14 protein-coding genes and 1 pseudogene are annotated in these 15824 nt (G+C 67.3%); 2 read left to right on the top strand and 13 right to left on the bottom strand.

Annotated features, from left to right (window positions below; genetic code table 11):
* From AC1D2E_RS31110 to AC1D2E_RS31100, 3 genes are all read right to left on the bottom strand, one after another.
* Positions 1 to 199 (bottom strand): transposase (locus tag AC1D2E_RS31110; RefSeq protein ID WP_478200970.1); only part of this gene is annotated, 199 nt, incomplete at its 3' end.
* Between the two features lie 151 nt (positions 200 to 350).
* On the bottom strand, positions 351 to 857 hold the full coding sequence (locus AC1D2E_RS31105) for a hypothetical protein (protein ID WP_478200969.1): 507 nt from the start codon (positions 855 to 857) through the stop codon (positions 351 to 353).
* Positions 857 to 1837 carry a DUF6402 family protein gene (locus tag AC1D2E_RS31100; RefSeq protein WP_478200968.1) on the bottom strand — a complete coding sequence of 327 codons (981 nt, stop codon included), beginning with the start codon at positions 1835 to 1837 and terminating at the stop codon, positions 857 to 859. Before AC1D2E_RS31100 ends, AC1D2E_RS31105 begins: the two co-directional genes overlap by 1 nt.
* A gap of 104 nt (positions 1838 to 1941) precedes the next feature.
* Between AC1D2E_RS31100 and AC1D2E_RS31095 the strand changes: the two genes are divergently transcribed.
* Positions 1942 to 3240, top strand: a complete 1299-nt coding sequence (locus AC1D2E_RS31095; protein ID WP_478200967.1) for an IS256 family transposase — start codon at positions 1942 to 1944, stop codon at positions 3238 to 3240.
* A 15-nt stretch (positions 3241 to 3255) separates the two neighbouring features.
* Here the strand turns inward: AC1D2E_RS31095 and AC1D2E_RS31090 are convergent, their stop codons facing one another.
* The 10 genes and pseudogenes from AC1D2E_RS31090 to AC1D2E_RS31045 form a co-directional block, all read right to left on the bottom strand.
* The gene (locus AC1D2E_RS31090) at positions 3256 to 3633 is read right to left on the bottom strand and encodes a hypothetical protein (protein ID WP_478200966.1); all 378 of its coding nucleotides are present in this window, start codon (positions 3631 to 3633) and stop codon (positions 3256 to 3258) included.
* A gap of 155 nt (positions 3634 to 3788) precedes the next feature.
* Positions 3789 to 5070, bottom strand: a pseudogene (locus AC1D2E_RS31085) (TRAP transporter large permease).
* Positions 5067 to 5636 carry a TRAP transporter small permease gene (locus AC1D2E_RS31080; RefSeq protein ID WP_478200965.1) on the bottom strand — a complete coding sequence of 190 codons (570 nt, stop codon included), beginning with the start codon at positions 5634 to 5636 and terminating at the stop codon, positions 5067 to 5069. The pseudogene AC1D2E_RS31085 and the gene AC1D2E_RS31080 overlap by 4 nt, the downstream one beginning before the upstream one ends.
* A 31-nt stretch (positions 5637 to 5667) precedes the next feature.
* A complete protein-coding gene (locus tag AC1D2E_RS31075; RefSeq protein WP_478200971.1) occupies positions 5668 to 6663 on the bottom strand; it encodes a TRAP transporter substrate-binding protein in 996 nt (331 codons plus the stop codon).
* Positions 6664 to 6758: 95 nt separating this feature from the next.
* Complete coding sequence (locus tag AC1D2E_RS31070) at positions 6759 to 7610, bottom strand: HpcH/HpaI aldolase/citrate lyase family protein (RefSeq protein WP_478172568.1); 852 nt, start codon at positions 7608 to 7610, stop codon at positions 6759 to 6761.
* 9 nt (positions 7611 to 7619) lie between these two features.
* Complete coding sequence (locus tag AC1D2E_RS31065) at positions 7620 to 8975, bottom strand: MmgE/PrpD family protein (RefSeq protein WP_478200964.1); 1356 nt, start codon at positions 8973 to 8975, stop codon at positions 7620 to 7622.
* 83 nt (positions 8976 to 9058) lie between these two features.
* Positions 9059 to 10249, bottom strand: coding sequence for a CaiB/BaiF CoA transferase family protein (locus AC1D2E_RS31060; protein ID WP_478200963.1), 1191 nt, complete (start codon positions 10247 to 10249; stop codon positions 9059 to 9061).
* Entirely contained in the window at positions 10249 to 11409 is a 1161-nt protein-coding gene (locus AC1D2E_RS31055; protein ID WP_478200962.1) for an acyl-CoA dehydrogenase family protein, read from the bottom strand. The genes AC1D2E_RS31060 and AC1D2E_RS31055 overlap by 1 nt, the downstream gene beginning before the upstream one ends.
* Before the next feature lie 5 nt (positions 11410 to 11414).
* Complete coding sequence (locus AC1D2E_RS31050; RefSeq protein WP_478200961.1) at positions 11415 to 12278, bottom strand: HTD2 family dehydratase; 864 nt, start codon at positions 12276 to 12278, stop codon at positions 11415 to 11417.
* Between the two features lie 15 nt (positions 12279 to 12293).
* A complete protein-coding gene (locus AC1D2E_RS31045; RefSeq protein WP_478200960.1) occupies positions 12294 to 13076 on the bottom strand; it encodes a citryl-CoA lyase in 783 nt (260 codons plus the stop codon).
* Positions 13077 to 13236: 160 nt separating this feature from the next.
* Between AC1D2E_RS31045 and AC1D2E_RS31040 the strand changes: the two genes are divergently transcribed.
* Positions 13237 to 15570, top strand: a complete 2334-nt coding sequence (locus tag AC1D2E_RS31040; RefSeq protein WP_478200959.1) for an acyl-CoA dehydrogenase — start codon at positions 13237 to 13239, stop codon at positions 15568 to 15570.
* The last annotated feature ends 254 nt before the right edge of the window (positions 15571 to 15824 follow it).

Genomic DNA, 15824 nt, shown 5'->3' with positions numbered 1-15824 from the left:
TGCGCAGCATCGTCTCGATCGCAAAAGGCGGCCGACCAGTCTTGGCCCGCGGGCTGTGCGGCTCGACGATCTGCACCAGCGCGCTCCAGGGAACCACCCGATCCATCTCATCGAGGAACTCGCGTTTGCGCGTCTTCTTCGTCGACAGGTTCAGGCCCAAGCCCAACTGATTCGGGGGAGTTACGCGTTTGGAAATCATGGCATCAGATCATGCAAGGCTTGGGCCTGTTTTGCAGACCATCCCTAGCGATCAATTTCATGTCTTGGCGCCGTAGGCGCTTTCCCTGTCTTGGTGGTTCGTGAGGCCGTCGCTGGATTCGACCAGGTATTCTTCTTAGGGAGCTAGGGAGCTATGGCAGCTTGGCGCGCAATCGATCTATCAGGGGCGGAGGCAATTCAAAGACCAACCGATCTTCTTCTGCCCCCACGACGAACCTCTCGTATGACCAGTAAGTCTTGTTGTAGGTGCCGAGCCGGAACTCCTTCTCCGCGAGAATTGAGCCGTCTTCCGTTGAACGCAAGCGAACGAAACCATAGTCGGCGGCCCCAGCCCCAGTGCCTCCCGTCACGCAGACCAGAGCGTCATACTTGCCGAAAGCAGAGGGCCCCGTTACCTTGCATTCAGTCGGGTCTGCGGTGGCGCGCCTGTACGCTGCTTGAAGGTAGGCCGCCGCATCGGCGGCCGCCACCACCAGCACGAGGGCCACGACAGCGCGAATCGCCCGCCCCTTGGCGCCCTCCCAGCGCTTGGCGATATAGAAGGGTGCAGCCAGGATCATGAAGAACAGCACTGGCAGTGCCAACATCCACCAGCCTCCCCGGACAAACTCATTGCTGAAAAATTGGTACAGGATCATCACAGGCTGACGTAGAAGTTGCTTCCAAGCCCGACCAGCTTCGGTTTGGTGTAAGCGATGAAATCACCACCCTGGCCGTGCTTCATTCGCCAGTCGCGAAAGCTCTTGTTCGTAACGGGGTACATGACTGCCCCCTTCTCATAGATGCTCTTCCCCACCTCGACCAAAGGCGCGTTCATCCAGCGCAGCCCCTTCCTTTGGCCCAACTTTGGGGTCGGAGCAAGATAGACGCCCTGTTGACTCCAGTGTCCGAGGTATTGAGAGAACGATTCATCGTCGTCCAGAAAAGAGTATGAATCGCGCACGTAGACATAGATCGATTCGAGTCTGGCGACTCGGGTGACATGGTTGAAATACACCACGCCCACGGCCGCGTAGAAGGAGAAGCTGCCGAGCGCACCCGTCAAATCGTCCGGCGCTCGGACGGCACCAGCATCGCCGGCAAGCCATTGGATGGACTTCTCCAGCCAGGTCGCATCGACATCAACACGCTGGAACTGAAGCGTGGCGTGCAAGCGATGAACGTCGCCCCCGTTTGCCCGCAAGCCGTCAAAGGCTGCGAAGGGGTCTTCGCGACACATCGTGAATAGGCGCAATTGATCTCGGAGTATGTCCATCGCCCTCGGCGTATGGATCGCCTTGGCAATCAGGTCGTCATAGGCCGTTTTGGCGCGCGGGAAGTTGAGCACCCAATCGAGCTTGATGATGCTCTGATCGATCATGTTGTCGGGATAGGGCTGGCCGTTCTGGCCGATCGCCTTTGCGAAATCATCCTTCGTTCGCGAATGGTTGTACTGCCCCGCGAACCAGTGACGCATCATCTTGGCCGAGACGGGCAGGTTCGTCCGATCCATCACATCGGGAATGTCCTGAATGTCGAATGGCGGAATGGGCGGTTCCGCCGGGGCAGCAGGAGCGGGCTTGGGCGATGGTCCGGATGGCGGCGGCGGAGTCTTGATCCAGCGCTGAAATGCGCTCACAGCTTCAACCACCGTGGTTGCACCCGATGGTTTCGGCGGTCGCGGCGGCGGGAGCCTGTCCTGAATTTTGTGTTCGAGGCATAACATGACCACAGGAAGCATGTATGCCAGTAAGCAAGACAAAAGCGAAGAACGCGGCGATCGCCGCCAGGATGGCGGCACTGCCGTCGATTCCCAAAGAGCTGATTGACCAGTTTGTTTCGGGCCCGATGACCGGCGAGGCCGTCAACGAGGCGACGGCCGCGTTCAAGAAGGCGCTCATCGAGCGCGCTCTGGGCGCCGAGATGTCGCACCACCTGGGCTACCCGAGCGGCGCCACCAAGCCCGAAGCCAGCGGCCCCAACCAGCGCAACGGCCGCAGCGCCAAGACTGTCCTGGCCGGCGACGGGCCGCTTCGCATCGAAGTGCCGCGCGACCGCGAAGGCAGCTTCGAGCCGGTGCTCATCCCCAAGCACGAGCGCCGCTTCACCGGTTTTGACGACAAGATCGTGGCCATGTACGCGCGCGGCATGACCATGCGCGAGATCCAGGGCTTCCTGCTGGAGAGCTACGCCGTGGAGGTGTCGCCCGAGTTCATCAGCTCGGTCACCGACGCCGTCATGGCCGAGGTGGGCGCCTGGCAGGCCAGGCCGCTGGAGCCGATGTACCCGGTGGTCTTCTTCGACGCCCTGCGCGTGAAGATCAGGGAAGACGCGGTGGTGCGCAACAAGGCCATCTACCTGGCGTTGGGCGTGCTGCCCGACGGCACGAGGGACATCCTGGGGCTTTGGATCGAGGGCACCGAGGGCGCCAAGTTCTGGATGAAGGTGTTCAACGATCTGAAGACTCGCGGCGTGGGTGACATCCTCATCGCCGTCACCGACGGCCTGAAGGGCATGCCCGAGGCGCTGGCCGCGGTGTATCCGGCGACAACGCTGCAAACGTGCATCGTGCACCTGATACGCAACTCGCTGGACTACGCGAGTTGGAAGGACCGCAAGCTGCTGGCCGCGGCCATCAAGCCGATCTACACGGCCGCCAGCGCCGAGGCGGCCGAGGCCGAACTGGCCGCCTTCGCGCAAGGCCCCTGGGGCACCAAGTTCCCGACCGTGGTGGCCGCTTGGCGCCGCGCATGGGATAGGGTGATACCGTTCTTCGCCTTCCCGCCTTCGATCCGACGGGTGATCTACACCACCAACGCGATCGAGAGCATCAACGCGCAATTGCGCAAGATCATCAAGTCGCGCGGGCACTTCCCCAGTGACGATGCGGCTTCCAAGCTGATCTGGCTGGCGCTGCGCAACATCACGGCCGACTGGGGACGAGCAGCGCACAACTGGAAGGAGGCGATGAATCAATTCGCGATCCTCTACGAAGAGCGTTTCACGCATGCGGCCCAAGGCAACGCAAAATCAGGAGGTTGAGCATGAGTACATCGCTCAACCGGGGCGCCTCCGGCGGCCTGGCAGGGGCCAGAAGACATCAGAGAAATCAGTCGAGCGCAAATTCACCAACCGCCTCGAACACAAAAATCCTGACAGCTCCGGCGGCGGCGGATTGAGCGATGGCGGTTGATCCCGCAGGTTCGGAGGGGCCTTGTCCAAGGAAAGCTTGGTCTTCAAGAGCGCCGCGCAACCCTTGCCAGCCGATGCTAGACACGCCACCCATGTGTACAAGAACCAATGGATCTTGTAGTACGTGATCGGCTCATCCGACTTGCTTAGGATGACCTTGCCGTTCTTGCCGAACTCAAAGTGTCCAACCTCCGAAAATCCTTCGCTCATGCTTCTCGATTTCTTCTCTTCAATGGATGCCACAGCAGGGTCTGCTTGCCTTCGACAGGCAAGCCAGCTAAATCCAGCCTGACGGCACCGCATCGAAACGTCTATGAGAAACGTCTGATTCGCGGTTAGGGATGTTCTAAAAGGGTTCGGGTGACCTCGAGAGCTCGCCTGCGGCCTCCGGGCGCCGGCTACTTGAGCAACAGCCCCGGCAGCCACAGCGACAGCCCCGGCCAGTAGGTGACGACCGCCAGGAAGCCCAGCATCGCCAGCAGCCAGGGCCAGACCGCCACGGTCAGCTCGGTGATGCCCATCTTCGTGATGCCGCTTGCCACGTAGAGGTTCAGGCCGACCGGCGGATGGCACATGCCGACCTCCATGTTGACCACCATCATGATGCCGAAGTGCACCGGATCGATGCCCAGCTTCATGGCCACCGGGAACAGGATCGGCGCCAGGATCAGCACGATCGACGAGGGCTCCATGAAGTTGCCCGCCACCAGCAGCACCAGGTTGCAGACCAGCAGGAAGCCGATCGGCCCCAGGCCCTGCGCGATCATCCAGTGGCCCAGGTCCTGCGGGATGTTCTCGTTGGCCAGGATGAACGAGAACATCACCGCATTGGTGATGATGTAGAGCAGCATCGCGCTCATGTTGGCGGAGTTCAGCAGCACCCGCGGCACGTCCTTCAGGCCCAGGTCCCTTGTAGACGAAGACCGCGACGACGAACGCATACACAGCACTCATGGCAGCCGCCTCGGTGGGCGTGAAGATGCCGGTGTAGATGCCGCCCATCACGACCACGATCAGCAGCAGGCCCCAGATCGCCTCGCGAAAGGCCTTGAGGCGCACCGACCAGCCCATCTTCGGCAGGCGGGGATAGTCGTTCTTCCAGGCCCGGTACCAGGTCACGACGCCCAGCAGCAGCGCCAGCGCGATGCCGGGCACCACGCCGGCCATGAACAGCGCGCTGATCGAGGTGTTGGTGGCCACCGCATACATCACCATCACGATCGACGGCGGGATCAGGATGCCGAGCGCGCCCGAGGTGGCGATCACGCCGGCGCCGAAGCGCTCCGGAAAGCCGGCCGCGACCATCGCCGGCAGCAGGATCGAGCCGATGGCCACCACCGTGGCCGGGCTCGACCCCGACACCGCCGCGAACAGCGCGCAGGCCAGCACCCCGCCCAGCCCCAGGCCGCCATGCCAATGGCCGACCATCGCCGAGGCGAAGTGGATCATCCGCCTGGCCACCCCGCCATGGGTCAGGAAGTTGCCGGCCAGGATGAAGAACGGGATCGCCATGACCTCGAACTTCTCGATGCCGGTGAACAGCTTCAGTGCCACCGCCTCGAGCGGCACCTCGGTCATGGTGAACAGAAAGGTCAGCACCGTCAGGCCGAGCGCGATCGAGATCGGCATGCCGCTGAGCATCAGCAAGACCAGCAAGGAGAAGATGATCAGGCTGTTCATGGTCGCGCCTCCAGGGCCGGCGTGCCGTCAGCCCCCAGGCCTTCGACATGGCCGTGATCGTGACGTGGCAGCTTGCCGGTCTTCCAGAACGCCACGGCCACCTGAAGAAAGCGAAAGCACATCAGGAACGACCCCAGCGGGATCGCCAGGTAGGCGAGCCAGCTCGGCAGCTCCAGGTCGGGCGTGGTCTGGTCGCTTTGCGCCAGGCCCCAGACCAGCCGCGTGCCGAGCGCCCCGACCACCGCGGTGAACAGGGCGCCGGCGAACAGGCCGAACAGCACGAAGCGGCGCCGCATCGGCACCTCCAGGCGGTTGATCAGCACATCGACGCCGACGTGGATGCCGGTGCGCACGCCGTAGGCGGCGCCGAACTTCGCCATCCAGACGAACATGAAGATGCACAGCTCCTGGGCCCAGCCCAGGTGGACCTGCAGCAGCCAGTCCTGGAGCCCGGCAAGGGGCAGTCCCGCCAGATAGCGGTGGACCACGGCGACGAAGATCAGCAGGGTCGCGCCGCCCATGAGGCTGGCGATCAGCCACTCCTCCAGCTTGTTGAGTACATTCATCGGTGGGCCTCCCGAAGGTGATCCGGGAGGCTCAAGAGCGCGTGCCGAGCGCGCGATGAATGTCCTGGAGCAGCTCCGGGCCCACGCGCGAGGCCATGGCCTGGTGCACCGGTTTGAGCTGCGCGATCCAGGCCGCCCGTTCTTCCGGCGTGAGCGCATGCAACTTGATCCGGCCGCTGGCATGCAGCGCCGCGATCGCGTCGTCGTTGTCCTTTTGCGAGATCGCGTCATTGCGCTCGGTGGCCTCTTTCATGGCCACCTCGAGCGCGCTGCGGATGTCAGCCGGCAGCGCATCCCAGAACTTCTTGTTGACGATCACGCCATAGCCGATATAGCCATGGTCGGTGAGCGCGCCATGGGCCTGCACCTCGTGCGTCTTCTGCGTGTAGATGTTGGACGGCGTGTTCTCGGTGCCGTCGACCACCCCGGTCTGCAGCGCCTGGTAGACCTCGGAGAAGGCCATCACCTGCGGAATCGCGCCGAGCGCGCGCATCTGCGCCTCGAGCACCTTGGACGACTGGATGCGCAGCTTCATGCCCTTCAAATCGCCGGGCCGCCGGACGGCCTTGTTGGCGGTCATGATCTTGAAGCCGTTGTCCCAATAGGCCAGCCCCTTGAAGCCCTTGGGCTCCAGCCGGGCCAGCAGCCGGGCGCCGATCGGCCCGGTGGTGACGGTGCGCAGCGCCGCCTTGTCCGGAAAGATGTAGGGCAGGTCGAAGACCTCGAACTCCTTCACGCCCAGCGGCCCGAACTTGGCGAGCGATGGCGCCAGCATCTGGACCGCGCCGAGCTGCAGCGCCTCGAGTTCTTCCTTGTCCTTGTAGAGCTGGCTGTTCGGATAGACCTCGACCTTGACCCGGCCCCGGGTCAGTTCGGCGGCCCGCTTCGCGAAGAAATCGGCCGCGGCGCCCTTGGGCGTGTTGGGCGCCACCACGTGGCTGAACTTGAGGACGATCGGCGTCGGCTGTGCGAACACCCTCGGGACTGCGAATGCGGACGCGCCGACCCATACGGCACGCCGAGTCATGGAATGGCTCATGAACTGTCTCCCTGTCTCGTTTTTCGATCTGCGACCCGCTGCGCCGTTTCGGCGCACTCCGTGTCGCTCTCCCTTGCGGTGCTTCAGCGTGACGCTGCGCGCAGCACCGCCTGCGCCTTGAGGACCACCGGCCGGTCGACCATCTTGCCGTCGACCGCGACCGGCGCGCCTCCACTTGCGGCATCGGCCGCAAGAACCCGTTGCGCCCAGGCGATGCGTTCGGGCACGGGCGAGAAGCCCTGGTTGACCGACGCGACCTGCTTCGGATGAATGCACAGCTTGGCGCCGAAGCCGAGGGCGCGGGCCCGCCGCGCCTCGGCCTCGAGGCGCGGACTCTGGTCGATCGCCGTGCTGACGCCATCGACGGGCGCCTGCAGCCCCGCAAGGCGCGAGGCCAGCACGATCTTCGAGCGGTAGAAGAGAAGCTCGAGGCCGTCGCCCTCGTCGTCCGCCTCGATGTCGAGATCGGCCTGGAAGTCGATCGAGCCGAACACCAGGCGCTGCACGTGCATCGCGCTCGCAATGCCGGCCAGCCGGTCGATGCCGCGCGCGGTCTCGATCAGCGGCCACAAGGCCGCGGTGGGCAGCGCGGTGGCGATCGCATGCAGCACGGCCGCATCCTCGGCCTTCGGCAGCATCAGCGCCTCGATGCCGGCACGGGCGCAGAGTTCGACATCGGCGGCGTGCCACGGGGTGTCGGCCGCATTGATGCGCACGCCGATGACCGGCGTTGCCGCGTCATTGCGCCGCGCGGCCAGCCACGCGCCGACCTGGGTGCGGGCCTCGTCCTTGCGATCCGGCGGCACGGCGTCCTCGAGGTCGAGCACAACCGCATCGGCGCCGCTTGCGCAGGCCTTGTCGAAACGCGCGGGCTGGTGGCCCGGCACGAAGAGCAGGCTGCGGGCAGGCGGACGCGGCGTCGAAGTGGAAGACATCCTGATCCCTCAGCCCAGCAGGCGCTCGACGCGCGGCGCTTCGGCCAGGCCCCAGATGCGCTGGCACAGCGATGCGGCCTCCGATGGCGTGGCCGCCTCGCCGTACTGCGCGAGCCGCTTCATCTTGTCCTCGATCTCGGCGCGGCTCAGCGTGTTGCCGGGGTCGCCCTTGGGTTCGTCGACGCGGCCCGGGAAGATGCGTCCATCGGTGGTCGTGACGCTGACCTTGCCGATCCAGCGCGCCGGGTAGGCGCTGTCGACCTCGCGGTCGAGTTCCATCATGACCTTGTCGCGGAAGGCCGCGACCTCGGGCGCGAGGTAGTCGCGGTCGAACTCGGTCAGGCCGGCGCGGCCATGCACCGCGATCAGCCCCAGCACGGTGCCCATCGAGAACTTGCCCTGGTGCACGGTGGTCGGCACCGCGACGCGGCCCAGCACGTCGATCGCGCCCTGGTGCACATGGGTCACGACGCGCGCGATGTCGCCGTGCTTCAGCCCGTGCTTCGTCATCGCCAGCAACAGCGCATCGGCGGCCGGGTGCGTGTGGCGGCAGGAGGCGTGGTACTTGAACGAGGTCTCGGCCAGCGCCCAGCGCGTGCCCAGGCCATCGACGAGGCGCGACGGATCGGCGTCGGTCGACATGCCCACTCCCAGGCCCTGCGCGCCTTCGAGCACATGCTGCGCACCGGTGAAGCCATCCTTCGCGAGGTAGGCCGACATCAGTCCGCTCGCGGCCGCATGGGCGCAGTGCAGCTGTTTCGAATCGGCGGCGTCGCGCAGAAACTCCCAGACGCCGGCCGACTGCGTGCCGGCGGAACCGAAGGCGTGCAGCATCTGCGCCGGCGACAGTTCGAGCAGCCGGCCCACCGCCGCTGCGGCCGCCAGCGTGCCCGCCGTGGCCGTGGTGTGGAAGGTGCGGTAGTGGGAGCGGCCGAGGAACTCGCCGACCCGGATGCCGACTTCATAGCCGGCCACCACGGCCGTGAGCAGCTGCGCACCGCTCGCGCCGACGGCTTGCGCGGTGGCCAGCGCCGGCCCGAACACCACGGCCGCCGGATGGAACACCGAGCCGTTGTGGACGTCGTCCTGCTCGACGTAGTGCGAGGCCGCGGCATTGACCAGTGCCGCAAACAGCGGCGAGGTGGTGCGGCGCGAGATCAGCACTTCGCTGGGGCCGTCGGCGGGGCCCATCGTCTCGGCGAAGCGCTGGATGCTGCGCACCGGCCGCGCCGAGCGGGCCGCGAGCACGGAGCCGAGCCAGTCGAGCATCAGGTCCTCGGCGCGGCGCAGCACCGGATCGGGAATCTGTGCGAACGAGAGTTCGGCGGCGAAGGTGGCGAGGGTCTGGCTGGGGTGGTTGGTCATGGTGAGGGCCTGTTGTTCAGATTTGATCAGTTGAGGACAGAGCAAAAACTGCTTCGCAGTTTCTTGGTCTGTCCCGCAAGGTCTCAGATGGCACCCGCGGCATGCAATGCGGCGATGGCCGCGGCGTCGTAGCCGACCTCGGCCAGGATCGCGTCGGTGTGCTGGCCCAGCGCGGGCACCGCATCCATGCGCGGGTCCCATTCGCGCGGCATGCCGGGCGGCCACAGCGCAGGGATCGGCCCGGCACTGGTGCCGACCTCGGTCCAGCGTCGGCGCGCCTGCAATTGGGGGTGGTTCCACACGTCCTGCATGGTGTTGGCCTGCGCGTTGGCAATCTGCGCGGCGTCGAGGCGCTCGATGATCCCGGCCGCAGTGAAGGGCGCGAAGGCCTGCACGATGATCTCGCGCAGCGCCTCGCGCGAGGCGGTGCGCAGTGTGTTGGAAGCAAAGCGCACGTCGGTCGCGAGATCGGGCTGCTCGAGCACCCGGACGCAGAACAGCTGCCACTCGCGCTCGTTCTGCAGCCCCAGCATCACCAGCTTGCCGTCGCCGGCCGGGAACGGGCCGTAGGGATAGATGGTCGCGTGCGCCGCGCCGGCGCGCGGCGGCGGCGCCGCGCCCTCGAAGGCGTAGTACATCGGAAAGCTCATCCACTCGGCCATGCTCTCGAGCATCGAGACGTCGATGCGGCAGCCCTTGCCGGTCTTGCCGCGTTGCAGCAGCGCCGCCAGGATGTTGCTGTAGGCGTACATGCCGGCCGCGATGTCGGCGATCGAACAGCCGGCCTTGGCCATTTCGCCGGGCGTGCCGGTGACCGACAGGAAGCCCGATTCGCTCTGGATCAGCAGGTCGTAGGCCTTCTTGTCGCGGTAGGGTCCGGGCGCCGCCGCATCGTCGCCGTAGCCCGAGATGTCGCAGACGACCAGGCCCGGGTGCAGCGGCGACAAGGCCTCGAAAGACAGGGCCAGCCGTGCTGCCGCGCCGGGCGCGAGGTTCTGCACCAGCACGTCGGATTCGGCCACCAGGCGCTGCAGGATCTCCTGGCCCTGCGGGTGCTTGACGTCGAGCGTCAGGCTTTCCTTCGAGCGGTTGGTCCAGACGAAATGCGAGGCGAGCCCGTGCACGCGCTGGTCGTAGGCGCGAGCGAAGTCGCCGCTGCCGGGCCGCTCGACCTTGATCACGCGGGCGCCGAGATCGGCCAGCTGGCGGGTGCAGAAAGGCGCCGCGATGGCGTGCTCGAGCGTCAGGACGGTGATGCCTTCGAGGGGTCGCATCAGAAGCTCCGGGGCAGCCCGAGCAGGTGCTCGGCCACGTAGCTCAGGATCAGGTTGGTCGAGATCGGCGCGACCTGGTAGAGCCGGGTCTCGCGGAACTTGCGCTCGACGTCGTATTCGCAGGCGAAACCGAAGCCGCCGTGGAACTGCAGGCAGGCGTTGGCGGCCTCCCACGAGGCCTTGGCCGCGAGGTACTTCGCCATGTTGGCCTGCGCGCCGCAGGGTTCGCGCGCATCGAAACGGCGACAGGCCTCGTAGCGCATCAGGTCGGCCGCCTCGATCTCGATGAAGGCCTCGGCGATCGGGAACTGCACGCCCTGGTTCTGGCCGATCGGGCGGCCGAAGACCACGCGCTCCTTGGTGTAGGCCGTGACCTTGTCGATGAACCAGTGGCCGTCGCCGATGCACTCGGCCGCGATCAGCGTGCGCTCGGCGTTGAGGCCGTCGAGGATGTACTTGAAGCCCTGCCCTTCCTCGCCGATCAGGTTCTCGGCCGGGATCTCGAGGTTCTCGAAGAACAGCTCGTTGGTCTCGTGGTTGACCATGTTGAGGATCGGCCGCACGGTGAGCCCGTTGCCGATGGCCTCGCGCAGGTCGACGATGAAGATCGACATGCCCTCGGACTTCTTCCTGACCTCGGCCAGCGGCGTGGTGCGCGCCAGCAGGATCATGAGGTCGGAGTGCTGGATGCGCGAGATCCAGACCTTCTGGCCGTTGACGACATAGCGGTCGCCCTTCTTCACGGCAGTGGTCTTGATCTTCGTGGTGTCGGTGCCGGTCGAGGGCTCGGTCACGCCCATCGACTGCAGGCGCAGCTCGCCGCTGGCGATCTTCGGGAGGTACTGCCGCTTCTGCGCTTCGGAGCCGTGGCGCAGCAAGGTCCCCATGTTGTACATCTGGCCGTGGCAGGCGCCGGAGTTGCCGCCCGCGCGGTTGATCTCCTCCATGATCACCGAGGCCTCGGTCAGGCCGAGGCCCGAGCCGCCGTACGCCTGCGGGATCAGGGCGGCCATCCAGCCGGCCTTGGTCAGCGCATCGACGAACTCGGCCGGATAGGCGCGGGCCTCGTCGACCTTGCGGAAATACGCGTCCGGGAACTGGGCGCAGAGGTCGCGCACGGCGTCGCGGATGTCCTGGTGGCGGGGAGTGGAATCGGTCATGGGGATCAGGAGGAGGTGAAATCGACGCTGGCCTGCATCAGCAGCGCGCCCTGGCCGTCCTCGGCCCAGAGCGAAACCTTGCCATCGGCATCGGCCGCATGGCCGCAGACGCGCAGCAGGCGGCCGCAGGTCAGGGGCCGCACGGCCTTGAAGCGGTAGGCGCGCACGCGTTGGCCCGGGTGGTGCAACTGCGCCGCCTCGAGCAGCAGCGTGGCGATCAGCGGCCCGTGCACCACCAGGTCGTCGTAGCCCTCGACCTGCGTGACGTAGGGATGGTCGTAGTGGATGCGGTGGCTGTTGAAGGTCAGCGCCGAATAGCGGAACAGCAGCGTCGCGTCGGGCCGGTGCTCGACCGACCAGGCGGCGTCGGCCGGCGGTGCCTGCGGCGGCGCGGATTCACCCGGCTTCGCAGCCTCGCGGTAGACGATGTCGTGCGTATCGCGCAGCAGCAGCGTGGGGCCGGCGTGCACCTCGTGCGCCACCTGGACGAAGACCAGCGCGCCGGCCTTGCCCTGCTTCAGCGTGACGTCGGCCACGCGCGAGGTCTTGCGCGCCGGCGCGCCCAGCGGCAGCGGCGCGAAGAACTCGAGCTGGCTGCCGGCCCACATGCGGCGCGGCAGCGGCACSGGCGGCAGGAAGCCGCCGCGCGCCGGATGGCCGTCGGGCCCGAGCTGGCGCTGCGGCGCCGTGGGCAGGAAGTAGCACCAGTGCCACAGCGGCGGCAGCGCCTGGCCCGGCAGCCAGGGCTGGTCGTCGTTGCGCAGGGTGGCAGCCAGCGCGCTCGCGGTCCAGGGCGACATCGGGTCGTCGCGGGTCTCGGTGCGGCCGATCCAGCTTTGCAGGTGGTCGATGTCGAGGGCTTCGGTCATGGGCTGCTTCCCGCTTCAGTCCTGGCGTGGTCCGCCGGCCTCGCGCTCGACCCGCTGCCAGATCTCGATGCCCATCGGGTCGTCGATCTCCTCGAGGATGTGGCCCACCAGGCCGATGGCGCGCGCCATCACGCCGAAGCCGCGGATGATGCGCCACGGGAAACCGAACTCGGCGGCGATCGCACCGACGGCGCCGGTGGCATTGATCGGCAGCGACTTGCCCGACACCCGTTCGGCTTCTGCCTGCACCGCCTGCATCAGCGCCACGTAGTGACCCGACAGGCCGTTCTCGGCTGCGATCTGGAACAGCCGCGGCGTGCGCGGATCGATCGGCTTGTGCAGCGGATGACCCAGGCCGGGCAGGATCTCCTTGCGCTCGCGGAACGCGGCAACGATCTCGCGCGCCATGTCGACGAGCGGCCGGGCCGGCGCGGTGCCGGGCGGGATCGCCTCGTAGAGCATGCGCGCGGCGCCTTCGGTGCTGCCGACGAACACGCTGCCGAGCCCGCACAGGCCCGCGCCCACGGCGGCCTGGAGCGCCTCGGGCGCCCCGGTATAGGTCAGGCGGGCGACCAGCGCGCTCGGCGTGATGCCGTGCTCGACCAGCGTGACCACGATGGCGTTGAAGGTGACCGACTCCTGCGGCGTCGGCACGCGGCCGGTGAGTTCGAGGAAGGCCATGTCGCCGAGGTTCAGGTGGCCGAGGATTTCGGACGGCAGGTCGCGCCCGCGCACCGTGATCCTGTCGGGCGTGCTGTGGCCGAGTTCGGTGTGCAGGGACTTCTTGATCTTGGTCATGGGGGCGGGATTCGGAAGAAAGGGCAAGGCTGCAAATCTATTCCTTGCCGAGGGTCCTGGGTCAGTCATTGCCGAAACCTGCCTTCAGCAATGGCGAATGCCGCTCGCAGGGTGCTTCTGGCACGCTTGCCCTCGATCTCACTGCCACCCCCAACACGCCATGGATTCCGATTCCCTGTCAGCGATCCGCGAAGCGGCGCTGGACTACTTCACTCGCAGCGACAGCGTTCGCCGCTGCCGCGCACTCGCCGAGCAGCCCGAGGCCGAGCGCGGCCAAACGGCGGCCGCCGGCTGGGCCGAACTGGCCGCACTGGGCTGGCCCGGCATGCTGGCGCCCGAGTCGGCGGGCGGGCTGGCCCTCGACCTGGCAGGCGCCGCCGAGATCCTGCGCGCCGCCGGCGAGCATGTCGCGCCCGAACCGCTGCTGGCGGTCGCGGGCCTCGGCGCGCTGCTGCTGACCCGCCTCGACAGCGCCCCCGCCGCGGCGCTGCTCGAAGACCTGGTGGCGGGCCGCAGCCTGCCGGCGCTGGCCTGGCAGGAAAGCGCCGGCGACCTCAGCGACGTGCCGCTCGACTGCGGCTGCGAGCCCGGGCCCGCGGGCGGCGTGCTGCTGCAGGGCGAGAAGCTCATGGTGCTACCGGGCAGCGCCGCCAGCGGCTGGCTGGTATCGGCCCGCGGCGACGACGACACCGTGCTGCTGTGGGTCCCGCGCGGCACCGACGGCGTCACCGAGACGCCGCTGCCGCTGGTGGATGGCGAGCAGGCCGCCACGCTGCGCTTCGATCGCGTGGCCTTGCCCGCGAGCGCCGTGCTGGCGCAGGGCCCGTCGGCCCGCAATGCCCTGCGGCACGCGCTCGCCGCGGGCCAGATCCTCCAGGCGGCCGAACTGCTCGGCACCGGGCAGGCGATGCTCGCGCAGACCTTGGCCTACCTGCGCACGCGAACCCAGTTCGGCAAGCCGATCGGCTCCTTCCAGGCGCTGCAGCATCGCGCGGTCGACATGTTCATCCACCTCGAGATCGCGCGGTCGACGCTCGACGAGGTGCTGGCGCTGGCCGGCGATCCGGCCGGCATCGCCGTCGAGCGGCTCGAGGCCGAGGCCAGCCGGGTCAACGCGCGCTGCACCGCGGCGGCGCTCCAGGCCTCGCGCTCGGCGGTGCAGCTGCACGGCGCCATCGGCTACACGCAGGAATGCGACCTGAGCCTCTTCTACAAGCGCACCCTGCGGCTCTCGGCCTGGCTCGGCAATGTCACGGCGCACCAGCGCCGCTACGCCGCGCTGGCCGACGTCACGGAGCGCACCGAGGCCGCCATCGCCTGGCCGGGCGAGTTCCCGCGCAGCGCCGACTGGGGCGCGATGCCCGAGGCCGAATTCCGGTGCATGGTGCGTGCCTTCCTGCAGCAGCGCTATCCGGCCAAGCTGCGCTACCTCTCGCACCGCGCGCGATGGAGCGAGGTGCGCGACTGGTACCTCACGCTGTCGGCCCAGGGCTGGATCGCGCCGGCCTGGCCGCAGGCGCACGGCGGCATGGGCCTGCCCGCCGACAAGATGATCGCCTGGATCGAGGAGCTGGAGCAGTACGGGGTGGCGCGCGCGCCCGACCAGGGCATCGTGATGATCGGACCGCTGCTGATCCAGCACGGCACGCCCGAGCAGCAGCAGCGCTTCCTGCCGCGGATCCTGGCCGGCGATCACATCTGGTGCCAGGGCTATTCCGAACCGAATGCCGGCTCCGACCTCGCGGGCCTGCGTACCGAGGCCGTGCAGGCGCGCGATGCYGAGGGCGATCACTTCGTCGTCAATGGCCAGAAGATCTGGACCACGCTGGCGCAGGATGCCAACCACATCTTCATGCTGGTGCGGACCGACAAGGAGGCCAAGAAGCAGGAGGGCATCAGCTTCCTGCTGTGCGACCTGCGCACCCCCGGCATCACGATCCGGCCGATCCGCACGCTGGCCGGCGAACCCGAGTTCTGCGAGGTGTTCTTCGACAACGTGCGGGTGCCGGCCGAGAATCTGGTCGGCAAGCTGCACGGCGGCTGGACCATCGCGAAGGCACTGCTGGGCTTCGAGCGCATCTTCCTCGGCAGCCCGAAGCAGTCGCAGTACGCACTGGGCCAGCTGGCGCGGCTGGCGCGGTCGCGGCGGCTGTTCGCGGACCCGGTGTTCGCGCAGCGCTACACGGCGCTGCGGCTCGACGTCGCGGATCTCTCGGCGGCCTATGCGGGCTTCGCCCACATCGTCAAGGCCGGCAAGCCATTGCCGGCATCGGTCTCGCTGCTCAAGATCTGGGCCAGCGAGACCTACCACCGCATCGGCGCCCTGCTGGTCGAGGCCAGCGAGGAGCAGGGTGCGGTTGCCGGGGATGTGGATGTAGCCGGCCAGCCCTTCAACGCGCTGTCGCCGCTGATCGGATCGACCTCCGCCATGATCTACGGCGGCACCAACGAGATCCAGCGGAACATCCTGGCTCGGCAGGTGTTGGAACTATGAGGGCTGCCGCTGCGGGGAGCGGCGATGGGCGGTGTGCCCTGGGCCGTGGATACGTCGCGCAAGAACCGTCCCCCTCGACGGCCGTCGTCACACGCCGCTTGCGCCGCTCGAGGCGCGCCCGCCCGTCGCACCCCCACGGAGCCCGGTATGCGGTGCGGCACGGGCGATCCCCTCTGCGCCGCTGAGCAGCGCAGCCTTTCGCGGATCAGGGCTCGCGACTGTTTGAGCGAAGCGAGTTTGAGCGAGACCCCGCG

The organism is Variovorax sp. P1_H2, from assembly GCF_056405295.1.
The sequence above is the reverse complement of the archived record's forward strand: the minus strand, read 5'-3'. Positions and strand labels throughout refer to the sequence as shown.